17 protein-coding genes are annotated in these 19,762 nt (G+C 64.5%); 10 read left to right on the plus strand and 7 right to left on the minus strand.

Translation table 11 applies throughout. From position 1 onward, the window contains the following. Positions 1 to 16: 16 nt before the first annotated feature. Positions 17 to 643 carry a hypothetical protein gene (locus RBH20_RS00315; protein WP_306704354.1) on the minus strand — a complete coding sequence of 209 codons (627 nt, stop codon included), beginning with the start codon at positions 641 to 643 and terminating at the stop codon, positions 17 to 19. A 137-nt stretch (positions 644 to 780) separates the two neighbouring features. Here RBH20_RS00315 and RBH20_RS00320 point away from each other — a divergent pair, with 137 nt between their 5' ends. Continuing rightward, positions 781 to 1,254, plus strand: a complete 474-nt coding sequence (locus RBH20_RS00320) for a hypothetical protein (protein ID WP_306707418.1) — start codon at positions 781 to 783, stop codon at positions 1,252 to 1,254. On the opposite strand, the gene RBH20_RS00325 is transcribed toward RBH20_RS00320, so the two are convergent. Continuing rightward, positions 1,220 to 1,378, minus strand: coding sequence for a hypothetical protein (locus RBH20_RS00325; protein WP_306704355.1), 159 nt, complete (start codon positions 1,376 to 1,378; stop codon positions 1,220 to 1,222). The genes RBH20_RS00320 and RBH20_RS00325 overlap by 35 nt on opposite strands. A 172-nt stretch (positions 1,379 to 1,550) precedes the next feature. Here RBH20_RS00325 and RBH20_RS00330 point away from each other — a divergent pair, with 172 nt between their 5' ends. From RBH20_RS00330 to RBH20_RS00345, 4 genes are all read left to right on the plus strand, one after another. Further along, positions 1,551 to 2,654 (plus strand): alanine--glyoxylate aminotransferase family protein, encoded by a 1,104-nt coding sequence (locus RBH20_RS00330; RefSeq protein ID WP_306704357.1) that lies wholly within the window; start codon positions 1,551 to 1,553, stop codon positions 2,652 to 2,654. Positions 2,655 to 2,793: 139 nt separating this feature from the next. Next, positions 2,794 to 3,111 (plus strand): HalOD1 output domain-containing protein, encoded by a 318-nt coding sequence (locus RBH20_RS00335; protein WP_306704359.1) that lies wholly within the window; start codon positions 2,794 to 2,796, stop codon positions 3,109 to 3,111. Positions 3,112 to 3,319: 208 nt separating this feature from the next. Next, a complete protein-coding gene (gene ligA / locus RBH20_RS00340) occupies positions 3,320 to 5,395 on the plus strand; it encodes an NAD-dependent DNA ligase LigA (RefSeq protein WP_306704361.1) in 2,076 nt (691 codons plus the stop codon). Positions 5,396 to 5,552: 157 nt separating this feature from the next. Then, positions 5,553 to 7,751: a response regulator gene (locus RBH20_RS00345; RefSeq protein ID WP_306704363.1), complete on the plus strand. Its 2,199-nt coding sequence runs from the start codon at positions 5,553 to 5,555 to the stop codon at positions 7,749 to 7,751. Positions 7,752 to 7,916: 165 nt separating this feature from the next. Here RBH20_RS00345 and RBH20_RS00350 read toward each other — a convergent pair whose 3' ends face one another. From RBH20_RS00350 to RBH20_RS00365, 4 genes are all read right to left on the minus strand, one after another. Continuing rightward, a complete protein-coding gene (locus RBH20_RS00350) occupies positions 7,917 to 8,921 on the minus strand; it encodes an ABC transporter permease (RefSeq protein WP_306704365.1) in 1,005 nt (334 codons plus the stop codon). Further along, positions 8,918 to 9,856 (minus strand): ABC transporter ATP-binding protein, encoded by a 939-nt coding sequence (locus RBH20_RS00355; protein WP_306704367.1) that lies wholly within the window; start codon positions 9,854 to 9,856, stop codon positions 8,918 to 8,920. The genes RBH20_RS00350 and RBH20_RS00355 overlap by 4 nt, the downstream gene beginning before the upstream one ends. A 95-nt stretch (positions 9,857 to 9,951) precedes the next feature. Further along, positions 9,952 to 10,227: a hypothetical protein gene (locus tag RBH20_RS00360; protein WP_306704370.1), complete on the minus strand. Its 276-nt coding sequence runs from the start codon at positions 10,225 to 10,227 to the stop codon at positions 9,952 to 9,954. A 56-nt stretch (positions 10,228 to 10,283) separates the two neighbouring features. Further along, entirely contained in the window at positions 10,284 to 11,618 is a 1,335-nt protein-coding gene (locus RBH20_RS00365) for a right-handed parallel beta-helix repeat-containing protein (protein ID WP_373567945.1), read from the minus strand. A 235-nt stretch (positions 11,619 to 11,853) separates the two neighbouring features. On the opposite strand from RBH20_RS00365, the gene RBH20_RS00370 reads away from it, so the two are divergent. Genes RBH20_RS00370 through RBH20_RS00390 form a run of 5 tightly spaced genes read left to right on the plus strand, consistent with a single transcriptional unit; the run spans position 11,854 to position 18,693 of the window. After that, positions 11,854 to 14,637, plus strand: a complete 2,784-nt coding sequence (locus RBH20_RS00370; RefSeq protein ID WP_306704372.1) for a transglutaminaseTgpA domain-containing protein — start codon at positions 11,854 to 11,856, stop codon at positions 14,635 to 14,637. After that, positions 14,637 to 15,236: a hypothetical protein gene (locus RBH20_RS00375; protein WP_306704374.1), complete on the plus strand. Its 600-nt coding sequence runs from the start codon at positions 14,637 to 14,639 to the stop codon at positions 15,234 to 15,236. The genes RBH20_RS00370 and RBH20_RS00375 overlap by 1 nt, the downstream gene beginning before the upstream one ends. A gap of 2 nt (positions 15,237 to 15,238) precedes the next feature. After that, a complete protein-coding gene (locus tag RBH20_RS00380) occupies positions 15,239 to 16,624 on the plus strand; it encodes a DUF58 domain-containing protein (protein ID WP_306704376.1) in 1,386 nt (461 codons plus the stop codon). Positions 16,625 to 16,626: 2 nt separating this feature from the next. Next, the gene (locus tag RBH20_RS00385; RefSeq protein ID WP_306704378.1) at positions 16,627 to 18,240 is read left to right on the plus strand and encodes a hypothetical protein; all 1,614 of its coding nucleotides are present in this window, start codon (positions 16,627 to 16,629) and stop codon (positions 18,238 to 18,240) included. Between the two features lie 45 nt (positions 18,241 to 18,285). Continuing rightward, positions 18,286 to 18,693, plus strand: coding sequence for an SHOCT domain-containing protein (locus tag RBH20_RS00390; protein ID WP_306704380.1), 408 nt, complete (start codon positions 18,286 to 18,288; stop codon positions 18,691 to 18,693). 4 nt (positions 18,694 to 18,697) lie between these two features. On the opposite strand, the gene RBH20_RS00395 is transcribed toward RBH20_RS00390, so the two are convergent. Then, a complete protein-coding gene (locus RBH20_RS00395; protein WP_306704382.1) occupies positions 18,698 to 19,651 on the minus strand; it encodes a MoxR family ATPase in 954 nt (317 codons plus the stop codon). Positions 19,652 to 19,762: the final 111 nt, after the last annotated feature.

Here is a 19,762-nt window from a genome sequence, read left to right on the forward strand (position 1 = left end):
TCGGCGGGGTTGAACGTCACGGGAGCGGGTCGTCGGGCGGTGGCTGTGCCGTCCCTTCGGTCTCGGAAGGAGGGGCCTCCGGAACGATGGCAGCTTCGATCCGATCGACGACGCTCTCGTCCTCTGGTGCAGTCAACTCGATATCGTCGTCGCCGGCGACACGCACGACGAGCAGTCGGTCGCGGCTCCAGAGATAGACCCCGAGGACGACGGCGGCAAAGGCCAGTGCGAGGCCACCGAACAGGCGCATCAGGTCATCTAGCTGCGCCATCAGCGTCAGCATCGTCTGGAGCATCCCCAGCATCCCGCCGATGCCGACGGCGCTCGCAGCCCCCCCGCTGTCCAGTGAGACGTTGCCGACGAGGCTATCGAGGCTCACGGTCATCCCGGCGGCTACCAGCACAATACCGACGACCAGCGCCTTCACGCCGAGTTCGAGGAACGACCAGTCGCCGCTCGTGGTAACGTCGACGCCCTCGACGTTGGGGCGGTCGACCTGCCGGTAGTTCGACCCCTCGCGGTCGGGCGTGAACACGAGGACACGGTGGCTCGTCACGACGACACCGCCACGGTCCAGCCGAACGTCCGCTTCGATCACCTCACCGTCGTACAGGAGGCTCTCGGCCCGTGCGACCCAATCCATACACCCCGTTTACCCCGGAGACGTGTATATTCTCCCCCCGTAACCGCTAACTGTGCGCCCTCGAACATGACAGTATGACCGCCGATCCCCGCTGCCCTCACTGCTCGGAGAAAGTCAGTGCGACCGCGACGTGGTGTATGCACTGTGGCCGGGACTTCGAGAGCCCGGTCGACGCTGGAACCGGGACAACGGTCCTCGACGCTGGCGGCAGTCAAACCACGTCGGACCTCGAAGCGGCCCTCAACGCCGGTGACCTCGACGGTATCCAGAACGCGCTCGCACAGAGTGACAACGGGCCGACAATCGTCGGTGTCGTACTCGCCGGTATCGCACTGTTCACGCTCCCACTCGTTTCGCCTCCGGGTGCCGCGCTGTATCTCCTCGTCGTCGCTGGCGTCGGGGCAATTGCTGCGACACAGTCGACGTTCGACGCGGCGCTCAGAACCGGCGGGAAGGCCCTCGCTCTCGCCCCCTTCGTGCTGGTGTTTATCGACGTGTTCCTCAGCTACCTGTTCAGTGGAATGGTAGCGACCGACCCCACGGCCTTGTTCGGTCCTGCGATTTATGCCGGGCTGGTCATGTACGGTATCCGCTGGTATCGTCGACGCTGAGGGGTTTGTGCCGGTGCGATTGCGAGCCGTCGTGCATCTCGACTAGCGTGTCGGCGACTTGCTCGACCGCTCTATCGGCGACGGCCGCTCGCTGGGCGTCTGTGAGCGGGGTGTGGCAACCCATGGTCGAAGGTGGTTGTTCAATTGATAAATACTTCGTGGAGGGTACAACCGCTATCTGAGTATCCTCCCCGTGAGCGGTCCGCCCGCTTCAGGGCGCGCACCGGTTCGCTCCGTCCGGTATCAAAACTACCATGCCTCCCGGATTCGAGAGGCTACCTACTACAGGTGGTTCTGTGACCGAAAAACGCGAATACAAAGACGAGTATCAGGACAAGACGCTGTATCTCCCGGGGCCGACAGAGGTGCGCGAGGACGTTATCGAGGCGATGGCCGAGCCGATGTTCGGCCACCGAATGGACCGGATGACCGACCTCTACACCACCATCGTCGAGGACACCAAGGAGTTCCTCGGCACCGACAACGACGTCATCGTGCTCACGGCATCTGGGACGGAGTTCTGGGAGTCGACGACGCTCAATCTGGTCGAAGACAGTATGCTCGTGCCGACCTCCGGCGCGTTCAGCGAGCGCCAGGCCAACGTCGCCGAGCGCCTCGGCAAGAACGTCGACCGCATCGAGTACGACTGGGGTACGGCGGTCAAGCCAGACGATATCCGAGACGCGCTGGAATCCGGTGACTACGACGCTGTCGGGGCCGTGATGAACGAGACCTCGACCGGCGTCCGGAACCCCATCGAGGAAATCGGTGACGTGGTCGCAGAGTACCCGGACACCTACTTCATCGTCGATGCCATTTCCTGTCTTGGCGGTGACCAGATCGACATCGAAGCCCACGGCATCGACGCCATCTTCACGTCTACACAGAAGGCCTTCGCCATGCCGCCCGGGCTGGCCGTCTGTGCCGTCAGCGATGCCGCCTACGAGCGGGAACTGGAGAAGGACTCTGCGTCGTGGTACGGCGGCTTCCAGCGCTGTCTGGACTACTACGACCGGAAGGGCCAGACCCACTCCACGCCGGCGACTCCGCTCATGCTTGCCTACCGCAAGCAGATGAAGCATATGCTTGATGAGACCCACGACGCCCGTGACCAGCGCCATCAGGAGATGGCCGAGTACACGCGCGAGTGGGCCCGCGAGCACTTCGACCTCTATCCCGAGGAAGGCTACGAGTCCCAGACGGTGACCTGCATCGAGAACACGCGGGACATCAACGTTGCCGAGACGGTCGAAGCCGTCTCCGAGGAGTACGACATGGTGTTCTCCAGCGGCTACGGCGACATCAGCGAGGATAGTTTCCGTATCGGACACATGGGCGAACACACCGTCGAGAGTATCAAAGAGCTAACCGACGCAATCGAAGACGTGGCCGACCTGTAGCTCACGTGAGAATCGACGAAGAACGGGGTTATGTATCGATTTGTCGAGATTCGGTGCCACAACTCGGTATTTTCACAGTTTGATAATGCTGGGAAGACTATATTACTGTTTGCTACTTTGCTATAGATAGACGAACCATATGAGTAAAAGCAACAGGCGGAGTAGGGACAGCGACACCGCAACACAGATGAACGTGACCAGAAAACAGTTCGACTGGAGCGAGACACGGCCGAGCGCGGCAGTGACTGAGTACATCTCCGCCATGACCGGCCGGGAACAGACTGACTTCGCACCGCTGTACGAGACTATCGACCCTGAGGCACTCGATTCACTCGTTGATTCGTCAGGCCGATCGACACCTGTCAGTATCTCGTTTGAATATGCCGGCCACTCCGTCACTGTCCGAAGCGACGGGGAACTCGTGATCAAGGCCCCCAGTTCCAGTATCGGCCGATAACTGCAGTTTCTATGGCTGTTACACTCTTGTCTGCCGGTTTTTCTAGCCTCTCCGGGTAATCAACTGTCAAGTTTGTCTCTGCGTCGCTGTTTCGATGGTTCTGGCCGGTCTGTCGGGTCTGCCACAATTCATGTGATACGCGCTTTTTGTCGACTCTGAGACGTGGAGCAGAGCCGTTTTTGTACGCGAGATGTAACACCCCGTCAGTATGACCACTGCCGAGGATGTCGCTGGGAACCCCTATATTTCCGACCCGCGGACTGAGTTCGAGCCGGTCGAAGATGTCGACGAGGCGACGGCCCGCGAGCAAGCCGACCAGTTGCGCGAGGCGCTCCGCTACCACGACCACCGGTACTACGTCGAGGACGACCCGGTCATCGGCGACCGGGCCTACGACGCATTGTTCTCCCGGCTTCAGAGACTTGAATCGGCGTTCGACCTCGACACTGACGGCAGTCCGACCCAGCGTGTCGGCGGTGAGCCACTGAACGAACTCCCCGATGTCGAACACGTCGCCCGAATGGGCTCTATCGACCAGGGCGGAGAGGAAGCCGATGTGCGGGAGTTCGACAAACGAGTCCGCAGTGGCCTCGATGATGACGTCCAGTACTTCTGTGAGCCGAAGTTCGACGGCCTCTCTGTCGAGATTGTCTACGAGGACGGCGTCTACCAGCGGGCCGCGACCCGGGGCGACGGCGAGGTCGGTGAGGACGTGACCGAGAACGTCCGTACCATCTCCAGCGTCCCCCAGCGACTCCGCGGTGACTACCCCGACTTCCTGGCCGTCCGGGGCGAGGTGTACATCCCGCGGGACGCCTTCACGGCGTTCAACCGCGAGCGTGTCGAGCGCGGTGAGGACCCCTTTGCGAACCCCCGCAACGCCGCCGCCGGGACGCTTCGCCAGCTCGACCCGTCGGTGACCGCCGAGCGCCCACTGTCGATATTCTTCTTCGGCGTCCTTGACGCCTCGGTCGGTTTCGAGAGCCACAGTGAGCTGCACGAGCGGTTCCCCGAGTGGGGGCTCCGGGTCTGTGACCGGACCACTGTCGTTGACAATATCGACGGAGCCATCGACTACCGGAACGACCAGCAGCAGGCCCGCGACGACCTCGATTACGAAATCGATGGCGTCGTGATCAAGGTTGACGACATGGACGCCTGCGATGAACTCGGCTCGACCGCACGCGCCCCGCGCTGGGCGTTCGCCTACAAGTTCCCGGCCCGGAAAGAGGAGACGACGGTGCGGGACATCGTGGTGCAGGTCGGTCGGACCGGTCGGCTCACCCCAGTCGCGCTCATGGACCCCGTTGAGGTCGGTGGCGTCACCGTCTCGCGTGCCTCGCTACATAACCCGTCGCTCATCGCCGACCTCGGCGTCGACGTGGGTGACCGCGTCCGAATCAAACGAGCCGGTGATGTCATCCCAGATGTCGTCGAAGTGCTTGACGACGACGGCGACGGTCACTTCGAGTTCCCGGAGACCTGCCCGGCCTGTGACAGCCCAGTTGAGCGCGACGGTCCGATGGCGTTCTGCACCGGCGGGCTGACCTGCCCTGCCCAGCGCGAGCGCAGCGTCGAGCACTACGCCAGCCGCGACGCGCTGGATATCGAGGGTGTCGGCGAGAAGGCCGTCCAGCAGTTGCTGGACGCCGGTCTCGTCTCGGACCCCGCGGACCTGTACGACCTCACCGTCGAGGATCTCACCGACTTGGAGGGCTGGGGCGAGACCAGCGCCCGGAACCTCGTCGAAGGGATGGACGGCGCTCGGGAGCCACCGCTCGCGGACTTCCTCGTCGCGCTGGGTATCCCCGAAGTCGGGACTGTCACGGCGCGGAACCTCGCTCAGGAGTTCGGCACGTTCGAGGCGATCCTCGACGCTGCTGATGAGGGCAACACCGACGCGTTCGAGGCCGTCCCGGACGTGGGGCAGACAGTCGCCCGCTCCATCGTGGAGTTCTTCGAGGGCGAGGGGAACCGCGCCGTCATTGACCGCCTGCTCGATCACGTCGACCCGCAGGCCGCCGAGGAGACGGGCGGTGACGCCTTGGACGGGCAGACGTTCGTCTTCACTGGGTCACTCGACGGCTACACCCGCAGCGACGCGCAGGAACTGGTTGAGCGTAACGGCGGGTCAGCGACCAGCAGCGTTTCCGGTAACACGGACTATCTGGTGCTCGGTGACAACCCCGGCCAGCGAAAACAGGACGACGCCGAAAAAAACGACGTGACGACGCTCACCGAAACAGAGTTGGAAGAACTGCTGGACGACGCTGGTGTGCTGTGAGAGGCGGGTCGAACGGTCCCGAGTGAGCCGCTGTCGGCCGTAGCGGTAGCGTTTGGACACGCTTGAACCGACCAGTCACGCTACCATCCGTCTCGTGTCTGGGTCCGTCTTGACCCTATCTATTTTATTCGCGTATTCCTGTGATACTTGGAAGACTATGGACTTCGCCGGTGAGACAGTCCGCGTTCTTCACGTCGACGACAACTCGGACCTCGTAGACGTGACGGCGTCGGTGCTCGAACACGAGGACGACCGATTGCGTGTCGAGACCGCAAAGAGTGCCGATGCGGCGATGGAGCGACTCTCCGTGGAGCGCTTCGACTGTATCGTCTCGGACTACGACATGCCGGACCAGAACGGAATCGAGTTCCTCGAAGCCGTTCGTGAGGACCAGGGTGACCTCCCATTCATTCTCTATACCGGGAAAGGCTCCGAGGAGATCGCGAGCGACGCGATCTCTGCTGGCGTGACCGACTACCTCCAGAAGGGGTCAGGCACCGAGCAGTACAAACTGCTTGCGAACCGGATCTGCAACGCCGTCGACGCAAGCAGGTCCCGGCAAGAGCTTGACGAGCGAACCCGGCGATTGGAGTCGCTCATCAGCAGCCTTCCGGGAATGGTCTATCGCCGTCTCAACGCACCGGGCTGGCCGATGGAAACCGTCGAGGGCGAGATCGAATCACTCACCGGCTACACGGCTGCGGACTTCGAAACTGGGGAGGTAGTCTGGGGCGACGACGTGCTCCATCCGGAGGACCGCGACCGGGTCTGGGAGACGGTACAGGACGCGCTCGCGGCGCAGGGTGAGTTCGAGGTGACTTATCGGATTATCACTGCCGACGGCATCGAGAAGTGGATGTGGGAACATGGACACCAAGTTCCGGGGGCAGCGGACAAACCGGACGCACTGGAGGGGTTCGTCATGGACATCACCGACCTCCGGGAGCGAGAGCGCAAACTGGAGCGATACAAGCGGATGGTAAACACGATGCCGGAATCGGCCTGCATCTACGACACGGCGGGGCGGTTCGAACTCGTCAATCAGTATCTAGCCTCGTTCTACGGAACAACCAGAGACGAACTGGAAGGGAAACCGAGTAGCCTCCTGCCGAAGATCCGGAGCGAGTACGAGGGGGACCCGTACCAGGACCTAATCGACGGTGAACGCGACGAACTCCGCGGGGAGGTGAGCGGCGAGTTCCCCGGGCACGGGTACGAGGTGCTGGAGTATCGGCTCACGCCGCTTGTAATCGACGGGACGGTCGAGGGCGTGGTCAGTGTCACCCGCGAAGTGACCGAGCAGCGGGAACACGAGATGAAAATAGCCAGACAGCGGTCGGTTCTCAAAGCACAGCAAGAGGCGGTGATCGACGGGATACTCGTCGTCGACGAAGACGAGACCATCGTTTCTTACAACGAGCGGTTCGTCGATATGTGGGGCATCCCGCGGGATATTGTCGAACGTGGCGACGAGGAAGTCGCCTTGGAGTGGGCAATGGAGCAAGTCGCCGAACCGGAGGCGTTTCGCGTGGATGTCGAGGCACTGTATGAGCACCCCCAAATGTCTGCTAGAGACGAACTCGAACTCGCCGACGGTCGCGTATTCGACCGCTATACGGCACCTGTTGTCGCCGAGGACGGGACGCGGTTCGGCCGGCTGTGGACCTTTCGAGACATCACGGACCTGACGGAGCAAAAACGGGAGTTGGCTCGGCAAAACGAGCGCCTCGAAGAGTTTGCTGGTGCTGTCTCTCATGATCTTCAAAACCCGTTACAGGTGGCTCGCAGCCGACTCATGCTCGCTCGCGAGGAGTGTGACAGTGTGCATCTGGACCCGCTCGATAACGCGCTCCAGCGAATGAACGACATCGCCGACAATGTCCTCAGGCTGGCCCGTGAGGGAGTCGATATCGGGGTGACAGAGCCCGTCGATCTCCGGGAGACGATCGACGCCGCATGGACGATCGTCGCGGACGGCGACGAAGCCGCCGAGCTACGGTATGCGACCGACGAGAACCGGAAGTGGATCGCTGAGGCCGACAGCGACCGACTGTCGGGCCTGTTCGAGAACCTCTTCGGGAATGCGATCGAACACGGCGGCCCGGGGGTAACCGTTTCGGTCGGGCTCCTCAACGACGGAACAGGGTTCTACGTTTCCGACGATGGCCCGGGTATCCCCGCCGATGAGCGTGAGCAGGTGTTCGAGGCGGGCTACTCGACCGCCGAGGACGGGACCGGATTCGGGCTCCGGATCGCTAGACAGATCGCCGAGGTCCACGGCTGGGAGATCCGTGTCACCGACAGCGAGGATGGGGGCGCTCGGTTCGAAATCACTGGTGTCGAGTTTCCCGAGTGAAGAATCCGTTGTAACGCTGTAGCACTCCCTGTTGGAGCCGTTGTGGACCAACACTCGTCCGGTCGCCGACGGTAGGCGACCGGCTTGGTACCCGTTCGACTACTGCCATCGCCGTTCGTTGTGGCTGCAAAGTTGCCGGAACGAGACTGCCGACAGCGACGACCGTTACAGGTCCTTGTTCTCGAAGACGTAGTAGCCGGCCACCAGCGGGACGACCAGCCACAGCAAGAGGTAGCCGATAACCGCGACAGTGCTGTACTGGGGCGGCAAAGCGGCGTTGGCACACTCCGCACCAGTCTGTGTTATCTCGAGTGTCCCACCCAGCATTTCCTCACACGTCACCTGCGGGTTCGACGTCAGGAGAAGCCGGGAGCGGATCGGCGTTCCCTGCAAGACCTCCTGAACGAGCGTGCGGTACGCCGCGATAGGGCTCAGGAGTGAAACGAACAGTTCGACGTGGAGTTGGGTCACCTGCCCAATGTTTGCGTGGTCCGACAGCAGGTTTCCGAGGCCTGCTCCGAGGTTCGACCAGAACACCTGCAGGTAGACATAAATCCCGAGTGACGTTGCCATCGCCCGGCGTGCAGTTTTCAGCGCCGCCGAGAGACCGATCGCGAACGCCGTGAACACGACGCCGTACGCCATCGTGGCGAGCGCGAACAGCAGGAACGACTCCCACGCAATTTCGATTTCCGACGGGAGTATCACTAGTAGCGTCGTCAGGAGTCCGACTGTGACCGGAATGAGTGTGATCGCACTCCGGCCGACGAACTTGCCGGCGAGCAGTTCACCGCGTGTGTACGGGAGCGAGAGCAGTATCTTCAGGGAGCCGCGCTCGCTTTCCCGGGCAATTGCAGCGTAGCCGATGACGATGGCGACCGCGGGAAGCAGCGGCGCTGCGATCGGCAGTGCGAACCGGACGTAGGCGTCCGTTGTCAGCGACGCGCCAGCCTCAGCGAACTGCTGGCCGATGTTGAAATACAGGCCAAGCAGTGCCGGTAACGCGAAGAGGACGATGAAAATGAACGAGAGGACCCAGATCCACGGTGAGCGGACCGTATCGCGGAACTCCTTTTTTGAGATCGGGTACCAGTCGGCGAACTCGGAGTTCTTGATGCTCGTATCGATGTCCCCGAGGAATCGCTTGAGGGGGTTCTGCTCGGCGCTCATGCGTCGGCCTCCGGGCGGTCCTGTTCTTGCTGTTCGGTGTAGGTGGCGAACACTTCATCGAGCGAGGCCTCTTCAGTCTCGAAGTTGGCGACCGCGCTTCCGCTTTCCTCGACAGCGTTGAGGACGCCCATCTTTGCGTCGCTATCACAGCCGACGGTGAGCGTTGTTCCATCCGCAGTCACTGTCGAGACCTCGTCGAGCCCCTCAATAGCCGCGACTGCGGCGTCGGTGCCGTCGCCGTCCGCAAGCGTCACGCGGAGGACGGTGTCACCGGCGGCGGCCTCGCGCAGCCCGGCGACGCTGTCTTTGGCGATAAGACGGCCGTTCTGGAGGATCCCAACCGTGTCACAGACGGCCTCGACCTGGCCGAGGATATGGCTGGAGAAGAAGACGGTTGCGCCGCGTTCGTTCTCTTCGCGGATTAGTTCCCGCATCAGGCGGGCGCCGTTCGGGTCGAGCCCGGTCGTCGGCTCGTCGAGGATGAGGAGGTCGGGCTCGCCGACAAGCGCCATCGCCAGCACGAGGCGCTGCTGCATCCCTTTGGAGTAGCCGCCGGCCTTGCGGTCGATAGCGTCGGTGATGCCGACCCGTTCGGCTAGTTTGTCGGGGTCTTCGTCGGCGTCTTTCGACTCGATGACAAAGGAGAGGTGCTGGCGACCGGTGAGCCGGTCGTACACGTCGTAGCCTTCGGGGAGGACTCCAGTGCGGGCACGGATTCGCTTCGGTTCTTCGTGGATGTCGTGGCCGAGCACCGTCGCCGACCCGTCGGTCGCGCGGACGAAATCAAGGAGGATGTTGATTGTCGTCGACTTCCCGGCCCCGTTCGGGCCGAGGAAGCCGAAGATTTCGCCCTCCTCGACGGTGAGGTCGACCCCTTGCAGTGCGGTGACACTCCCGAACTGCTTGGTGACGCCATCCAGTTCTATCGCTGCCATACGGCGCGTTTGTGACGGCCGCGTGTATAGTCTTTCGTGTTCCAGTTATCAATCAAAAAACTCGATAGACGGGTCGTAGCTGCCGAAACGCTCGCTTATACTTCGGCGTCGGGGTCGTGGCGCTCGGCCATCCGCTTGGCCTCCGTCGCGTACCGCTCCTGTGTGTCCTCGTCGGTGACGGGTTCGAGTCGGTCGGGTTCGACGTCGATGGCCGCTGTAATCCGCTTGCGCCTGAGCAGGTTCGGCGAGAGCTGCTTGGTCAGATGGCGGTCGCCGTCCGGGGGCGCGTAGATGAGCGTCACCATGCGCTCGTCGCCGTAACTGGAGCGTTCGACCAGCCAGCACTGGACCGTCTCCTCGTCGTCAGTCATTGCTATGCCGTTTGCGTGCCGGCGGTTTATATCTTACAACCCCTCTCGAACCGCCGTTACCGGGTCACGTTCAGCCCTTGCTGGATGCCCGCGGTGAACTCCTCGTCGATGTCGATCGCAGTCCCGGCGTTCCGGACCGTATTCGTCGCGACCACGCCCGCGTCGCCCGACCGGAGTCGGATACCGGCCGCCGAGGCGTCGCTGACCGTGTTGCCCGTGATAGTGAAACTGTACGGTCGCTCTTCTGTCCGTGTGTCGGTGTTGTCTGCATCTGCTGGGACTGTTCGCGCGAGTATCCCGACCGGACAGTTGTCGACCTGATTGCCCGAGATGGTGATATCGGACGACCGGGCTGCGGGGGTCTCGGCTACCTCGTCCCGAAGGTGGGTCTCCTTGTACTCGATTTCGATGCCTGCCTCGCCGCCGGGGTCGGGCGCGAACTCAGTCAGGTCCCGACAGACGTTCCCGACGATGGTTCCGCGCTGGGCCGGCGAGCAGGCGATGAGGCTGTGGCCGCCGTCGACGGCGACGTTACCGATGACGGCGAAGTTCGCGACGTTGTACGGGGCGATGTTGTTGAACTTCACGCCGACAACGCGGTTACCGGTGATGACCACGTCGCTGGACTGCCGGAGGTCCCGGTCGCTGCCGGTCGGTGCGGCTCGGCTGGTGATACCGTACCAGTTCGGATTGACGACCTCGTTGTGCTTGACCGTCACGCCGGTACACCGCGTGAACGACAGCGCCATCTGGAAGCCGTTTACCGTACGGTTGCGGGCGATGTAGACGCCGTCGCACTGATCGGCCTGAATAGCTTGGTTGTTCAGTTGCGTCCCGTCGGCGTCGAACTCGATATTGGTGACCGAAGTAGCGTCACCGCGCACGCGAATGAGGTCGTGGCCGGCCGGCAGTGGGTTCGACTGTGATTCAGCCGGCGCGGGATCTTCAGCCGTCCCCGTCTGCGAGACGACGAAACGGGTCCCCTGCTGTCCGGTCAACGCGGTCTTGTCGCCCATCGTCGCCGGCCCGCCAAAGCGGAAGGTGTCGGCACTAGCGACAACGGCCCCGCCGCTGTCCGGTACGTTATCGAAGGCATATTGGAATGCCTCATCGGCAGTACCGCCGGTCGAGAACGCGACGCTGCCGCCGCCATCAAGTACCAGATACTCTGTCCCGTTGTCGTTACCGTTGCTGTTTGGCTGGCCGGCTCCTGTCGTGACAAGGTAGACTGCTCCTGTCCCCGGTGGTCCAGCTCCCGTCTGTGCCTGTCCGGTGCCACTGAATAGCCCGATACCCGCTGCCGCACCGATACTCGACAGCACGGACCGACGTGACGCCTGCCAGCCCGACTGTCGTGACCCGGTACCAGCTCCGTTTGTGTCAACAGTCATCCACGTACAGCTGCCCGGCCACTCGCAATAATCGATTATAATAGCGGTCTGACCCGTACGTACTCGTTCATACCTGAATTATCAGCCCCAACCGACCCCGACCAGTGAGTCTCCAGAAGCACGTTGTTGGTGGCACCATGGGATTCCGATCTGTGGAACGCGACGCCAGGGCTCACTTCTCCGCCGCTGACAGCAGATTTATGCCGACAGCGACAGGACGATACGGTAATCCGACGTGGGCTCCGACGACTCGCCGTTCGACGATGTGTCGGCAGACCGGGACTACCTCCGTGTCCTCCTCACTGCCGTGTGTGTCGTCGCCGTGGTGCTGGCGACGGCGACGCTCCCGATTCTGGCACCCGGTGGAACACAGAGCCCGATGGAGTCTCTTATTCCGCTCCCGCAGGAGAACCCGCTCGGCTCGGCGGGGGGCACCTCGACCGGCGGCAGCGGCGGCCAACTCGGCGCGCTGAACCCGGGAAGCCAGACCAGTGTCGGGGGCTCGCTCGATAGTGGCGACAGCGGCGACAGCCCGTACCAGTCACAGGACACGGACCCGCATTTTACTGTCACGAGTTCGGAACCGGCGTACTGGCGGACTGGCGCATATGAAACCTACACTGGTACGGGCTGGGACGGGCAAGCGGACCCACAGGCCTATGAGGGGCCAATTGCGGTTGACGGGATGGCCGACTCGACGGTTGACTACAAGGTGCGACTGGCAAAGTCTGCCACGTCGCTGCCGACCGTCTGGCGGCCGAAATCGGTGTCCCGTGACGACGTAATGGTCACCGAGTACGGCGCGGTCACGTCCGAGCGACCGCTGCCCGCCGGAACGACCTACAGCGCGACCAGCGTGACACCCCCCGACGATCCGGCGGTGCTGCGGACGAGTGGCCGCGACTACCCTGAGGCCATCGAATCACGCTACACGGGCGTGCCGGCGTCGACATCAGCGCAGGTGGGCCCGTTCACCGACCGACTGACTGAGGACAGCGATTCGCCCTACGATACGGCGACAACCATCGAGCAGTGGCTGGAGGCGAACAAGAACTACTCGCTGAACGTCAGCCAGCCACCCGAGGACGACGTGGCCTCGGAGTTCATATTCGAGATGGACAAGGGGTACTGCGAGTACTTCGCCACGTCGATGGTGGTCATGCTCCGGAGTCAGGACATCCCGGCCCGCTACGTCGTCGGCTACTCGACCGGCGAGCAGACCGGCCAGAACCAGTACACTGTTCGCGGAATGAATGCCCACGCGTGGGTCGAGGTGTATTTCGAGGGCGTCGGCTGGGTGCAGTTCGACCCCACGCCCGGGCAAGAGCGCCTTGCGTCTGAACAGCAGGCGATGCAAAACAGTAGTCAGGATTACAGCGCCGCGGAGTCCGGAAGCCCCGATGAGGAGTTCGCCGTCGGGACGCCGACGGACGAGCCACGGACCGAAGTCCCAAACGGGACTGGACAGGAGTCAGAGAGCGACGAAACCGAGGGCACTGAAACGGGCGCAGACGGGACCGGTGAGAGCGACGGAACCGGTAATTCGGGCGACGGACAGACAGTCTCGCAGCCAGGCGAGTTCGTCATCGAACTCAACCGGACGGCGACGCCGGGCGCGGCGGTGGCTGCGACAGTGACCCGTGACGGCGCACCGGTGGAGGGCGTGACGGTCTCGTTCAACGGTGAGCCGGTTGGAACGACGGGCCCGGCTGGCACCGTTTCCGGGACGGTTCCCTACGAAGACGAACTGACGATTACCATCGATGCAGTCGGCGACGCGGACTCACTCATCGCCCCGTCGGTCCCGCATGACAGTACTCGTGCCTTCGCCGTTATCGGCCCGCAGACCCAGCAGTTGACGAACGCGAGCTACGAACTGAACACAACCGCGTCGGTGAGTATCACTGGCGAACAGGTCACTGGCGGCGAGGTGACCGTCACTGCGACTGTCGACGGCGTCCCGGTTCGGGACGGCGATGTCCTGCTTGATGGCGAACCAATGGGGACAACGGACCGGCAGGGGCGGGCAACAGTCACTCTGCCAAGCGAGCCCGGTAACGTCTCGATTGCCGTCGAGCGGGACGCTGTCAGCGGTAACACGACTGTGGTTCTTGAACGGCTTTCCGTGGCAACGTCGCCGACGCTCCCGCTGGCTCTGCCCGTTGCTGGCCAGACGGTGAACGCGACGATGGGCGGGGAGCCGGTCACGAACGCCACAGTTACCGTCGGCGGGGAGCCGACAGCACGGACCGGCGCGACTGGTCAGGCGATGGTCGGTCTCCCGCTCACGGCGAGTGCCGAAATTTCCGTTTCGAAGTACGGACAGACGGCCACGACGACCGTCAATGGCCTGTTCGTCAACGCCGCGGGCGTCGTGGTTGCTCTCGGCATCCTCATCGCCGGGGCGGTTGTCGGCGCTCGTCGGCGGAACGTCACGCCAGGGACGATATGGGGCTGGGTCCGGGCCGCACGCGAACTCGCCGTCAGGGCGCTCGTCGGCGTTGCGGTGGTGGCTGATGACCTGCTGGGCCGTTTCCGAGCGCGACTCGAACTCACTGTCACGGCGCTCCGTGACCTGCTTACCGGCCACCGGTCGCCGGCGGCGCTGTTTGACGCGCTTCGAGCGTGGGTCAGTGAACGCCTTGCAGCGGCCGAAGACGCAGCCGGCGATGCGGTGGCGGCTGTTTCCACGACCAAATCCAACGGAGACGACGGAACGCCTGCGGCTCGCGTCACCATCCGCGAAGCGTGGACGCGCTTCCTGACCCACGTCTCGCTCCGGCGGTACTGGACGCGGACGCCCGGCGAAATCGCGACCCACGCCATCGAACGGGACGGCCTCCCGCCGGCCGCGGTGCGGACGGTCCGGGACGCGTTCCGTGCGGTCGAGTACGGCCAGCGGGACGCACAGGAGCACGTCGCGGCTGTTGAGGACGCGATCCGAACCATCGAGGCGGCCGCCGGGCAGCAGTCCAGCCCGACAGACGACACTGACGACGCGACGGAGGGGCGGCCCTGATGCGTCTGCGAACGGTCGTTTTCGGAACCGTGGGGCTGCTGGCGACCGCCGTCGCGGCCTCCCTCGTTTTCGCGCCGACGGCCGCCGGGGATTCGCTGGTCGCTGTGTTCGGTAGTGTTGCTCCGACAACCATCCTCCTCGCTGGCAGTCTGACCGTTGGACTCTGTGCGGTCCTTGCCGGCTGGCTCGGTGGACTTCTCAGCGGTGGCTCACCGACCGCCTTCGACGTTGCCGTCGACAGCCCCCCGGAAGACGTGACAGCGACGGAGAGCCGGCTGTTCGCCGCCGACATCGACGCGGCCATCGACGACGCCGTCGCTGGCGACGACGCGGCGATGGACACGGTTACCGAGCGACTCACCGCGGCAGCGACCACGGCCTATGCCATTGGAGCCGGCGTCTCGCAGGCGTCCGCCCATCAGGCAGTCCGCGCGGGGACGTGGACCGACGACGCCGTCGCGGCAGCGATGCTGTCCCCGACGGAGCCCCAGTCGCTGCTGGCTCGACTCCGTCTATGGCTCGACCCGGAGAGCGAGCGCCGCCGCCGAATCCGCCGGACGGTCGACGCTATCGCACAAGTGTCGGGAGGTGAGCGCTGACGATGCACCGCCGCATGCGGCGCTGGAGTGGCGGCCTCGCGGCCGCGCTGTTTCTCGTCAGCGTCTCGCTGCTCACTGCCGAGCCGCTGTTACTCGCGGCGACCGCAATTCCGCTCATCTACGTCGCCTACGGCGCGCTCTCGAGGGTGCCGGCGGGAACTGACTTGCAAGCAGCACGGTCCGTCTCCGACGCACAGCCAACGCCGGGCGAGCCGGTCGCGGTCGAACTCACACTCACGAACACCGGCAGCAGTTCGCTGACCGATGTGCGGGTCATCGACGGCGTGCCCGAGGAACTGGCAGTCGTTGAGGGGTCGCCGCGGCTCTGTACGTCGCTGCGGCCCAACGAGAGCGTGACGCTGTCCTACGCCGTGATGGCAAAGCGCGGGACCTACACGTTCGACGCCGCCGCAGTGCGGGTTCGGACGCTGTCGGCCAGCGACGAGGTGACTGTCGACCTGCCCGTGGCCGGCGATGGGACGCTGACGTGCTCGAACACCGTCTCAGAGGTGCCGATGGCCGACGCCACGCTCCCGCGGGCGGGAACGCTCCCGACCGACACCGGCGGAAGCGGGCTTGAGTTCCACTCGACACGGAGCTACCAGCCCGGCGATCCGGTCAACCGCATTGACTGGCGGCGCTACGCAAAGACCGATGAGCTGACCACCATCGACTACCGGGAGGAACAGGCCGTCAGGACGGTGCTGGTCGTTGACGCCCGGCCGCCGGCCCGCGTGACACCAGAGCCGGGGTTCCCGACCGGAGCCGAACTGTCGGCCTACGCCGCCGAGCGTCTGTTCGACGCACTCTCCCGGACCAGCGTCGTCGCAAGCGTCTGTGCCGTCGGATTGGCCGAAGCGGATGTCCCCGGCGGGCTCGGTCCAGACGGCTTGGCGTGGGTCGACGCCTCTGGCGGTCACGCGGACGCCCACGCGAGACAGATATTCGACAGCGTGGGCCGCGCCGCAGCCCGGCAGTCGGACGCCGATACGGCCGACGACGACGTGTCCGAGAACGATCAACCACAGCCGTCCCAGAGTGGAGCTACGAGGGTGACGACGGCCGACGGCGGCACCATCGAGGACCCGGCCCTGCTCGCGGTGCTCGCTCGGCTCCCACCGACCGCGCAGGTGGTCGTGTTCTCGCCGGCCGCCGACGACTGGCCCGTCTCGCTGGTGTCGTCGCTTGCGGTCCGTGAGTACCCGACGACGCTTGTCAGCCCGTCGCTGGCCCGCGGAGACTCGCTCGGCGCGGCTGTCGCGGGTACCGAACGCACCGCCCGCCTCCAGCGGGCCGAACTGTCCGGCGCGACCGTCATCGACTGGGACCTCGACAGCCCAATCGACGTGGCCCTTCGTGCCTCACTTGCCGACCTGTTCAGCGTGTAACAATGGATGACCACACCACACTCCCGACGCGGATGCCCTGGACCAGCCTCGCCACCGTCGTCGGCGTGACGGCGCTGTTGGTCGCAGGACTGCTGGGGACCGTTTCCGCCGACCGGGCCGCGCTCGTCGGTGTGGCCACCGGTGTGCTGCTGGCACTGTCGCTGTGGCTGAGCGGCTGGGACCGCTGGCAGGCGGTCGGCACTGTTCTGGCCAGCACCCTCGCGCTGCCGGTCGCCGTCGGGCTCTCGATCGCCACCGGTGGTGCGGTCGTCTCGCTCGGTGCCGAACTGTTCCCCGTCACTTCCCAAGCTGGCGTCCGACCAGCAGTCGTCACGCTGCTATCGCAAGTAATCGTCGTTCTCGGCTGTCTGACCGCTGTCTTCGGTGCGACCGCGGCCACCCGCGGCGTCGTCGATACCGAACGGGTGGGGACCTACGGTGGCACCGTCGTGCGGACGACCGTCGTTCCGTTCGCTGTTGCCCTCGTACTGTTCACGCGGGGGGCCATCGACTTCTTGCAATCTAACGCCGGGACGCCGGGCATCCAGCAACTGACCGGCGAGGTCCTCACTCGGGTGCTGGAACCGATTTTCGACCCGGTGCCCGGACGAACGCATATCGCTATCTTCAGCCTGTTGCTCGCTCTCGCCGCCACGGCGCTGGCCCGCGGACTCGACGCCTTGCCGCTTTCCGAACTCGTCCCGGAAACGAGCGACGCGCCCAATATCGACAGAGCCGTCGCCGCCGTTGAACGAACCTTCCGGTGGACTGGCCGGCTGGCCATGCTGGTCGCGCCGGTCGCCGGTCTGTTCGAACTGGGTCTCGGTCAGAAATCACTGGCTGGACTACTCCCGGCCGGGCTGTACGACCTCATCGTCGCAGTCACGGCCGCGCCGGGTCTCCGCGGCCTCCTCTGGTGGCTGTTCCTCAGTGGGACAGTCGTCTCGGTGGCTGTCTGGTTCCTCCGGCGGACGGTCCAGAGTTCGGCCGACCGCGTGGGGACCGTCCTCGCGCCGTACGTCGGCGGCGGCGTTATCACGCTCGGCGCGGTGGCGGTCGCGGGACCGGCAATTGATGCCATCGAAGCAGCGCTCCGGGCGACGCCGGCCGCGGCAGCCGTTGAACAGTTCTTTGTTCCGATACTGGACGTTTACGGCCCCGAGACCCTCACGCTGGCGCTGGCAGTCGTTGCGCTGTTTTCGCTTATCGGTGTCGCCGGTCAGCTGTGGGTGGCGCTGGCGATGAGCTATCTGCGTGCGCGGACGGCCGGCGTCACGCTTGCCGCGGCCGGCCTGTTCGGTGCGAGCGCCTTCGCCGCGACGCTTTCGACGCCGACGTGGCTGGTGCTTGCGGGTCTGGTCGGTGCCGTCGTCGTCTGGGACGCCGGCTCCTTCGGGACGACGCTGGGACACGAGGCCGGCAGCGGGGCCGCGACGCGCCGCACTGAACTCGTCCACACCGGCGGGACCGTCGCGGTCGGCGGCGTCGGCGCGGCGGCGACGCTGGGGCTGTCAGGCGTTGCTCGCGGTTCTATTGCTGTTGAGCCATCGGTCGCCGTGGCCGGCCTCGTGGTCTGTCTCGTCGCCGTGTTGGCGCTAGTGGCTGCGATACGGTAGGATCACACCGAACAATCCATTGTGTCGTGGTGACAAGTCAGTAGTATGACCGACCGGTCCCCGCTGCGACGGGCCAGAGACAACGCGACGGAACTCGCCTCGCTGGCGGTCACCGGGTTCTGGCTCGTTGCCCTCTTCACCGGACAGGAGTGGTGGCTCGCGGCGCTCCTCGTCGGCTACGTGGTGGTCGTTCCGCTGACGGAGCTGCTGTATGGCGATACAGACGAGGAGGACGATATCGGGAGAGCGGATTCAGCCCCGCCGAGCGGTGCTGGTGACGAAACACCGCTGGAGCGCTTGCGCCGTCGGTACGCCGAGGGGAAGCTGACCGACGAACAGTTCGAACGGAAACTGGAACGACTGCTGGAAACGGAGACGCTGGAAGACATCGAGGACGGCGCGGCGGTCCGGGGGCAGGAGCGGGAGCGACAGCGCGAGACCGAGCGAACCTGAACGGTTAGGGACTGACCGCCGGCACCTCGACGCGGTCCAGCACGTCGTCGACGACAGTCGCCGGGTTGACGCCACGGACGCCTGCGTCGGCGGTCAGAACGAGTCGGTGGGCGAACGCCTCCTCGACGACGGCCTTCACGTCGTCCGGGACGGCGTAGTCGCGGCCGTCGAGGACCGCGGCGGCGCGAGTCGCCTCGAACAGTCGCTGAATACCACGCGGGGAGACGCCGACGTCCACGCGGTCGTCCTCGCGAGTAGCGCGGCCGAGTTCGACGACGTAGTCCCGGAGCGTGCCGTCGACAGTGACCGACTCGACTGCTCGCTGGAGTGCCGGCAGCCGCTCGCCATCGATGACGCTGGTGACGCTTGGGGCCTGTGCTGTGCGGTCGGCCCGCCGGTCGATGAGTTCGCGTTCGCCGCCGAAGTCGGGATACCCCATCGATGTTTTGACGATGAAGCGGTCCCGCTGGGCCTCGGGGAGGCCGAAGGTCCCCTCCTGTTCGACGGGGTTCTGCGTGGCGATGACGAAGAACGGCTCGGGCAGGTCGTGAGTCACACCGTCGACAGTGACCTGCTTCTCGCCCATCGCTTCGAGCAGCGCGGCCTGCGTCTTGGGCGGTGCGCGGTTGATTTCGTCGGCCAGCACGACGTTGGCGAAGACGGGGCCGGGCTGGAAGTCGAACTCGCCGGTGGCTTCGTTGAACACGTTCGAGCCGGTGATGTCGGACGGGAGCAGGTCCGGCGTGAACTGCACCCGTTTGAAGGAGAGGTCAAGCGCCGTCGCGAACGACTGGGCAGTGAGCGTCTTCCCCGTGCCCGGCACGTCTTCGAGCAGGACGTGCCCCCGGGCGAGAATCCCGGTCATGACGGTTTCGAGGAAGTGGTCGTCAGCGATGACGGCACTGCCGACGGCGTCGAGAATCTGTCGGCTGGTTCGTCCGGCAGTGTCGTGGTCCATACCGGCGTGTAGATAGCCACCGACAAATACCCTCTCCCTCGGTTTCGCCGGTCGGCGAACCGATACCGTGGTATCCTATCACAATAAGAGAGAATTGCCGTAACTCTGAGT

Source organism: Haloarcula sp. H-GB4, assembly GCF_030848575.1.
Classification (GTDB): Archaea; Halobacteriota; Halobacteria; order Halobacteriales; family Haloarculaceae; genus Haloarcula.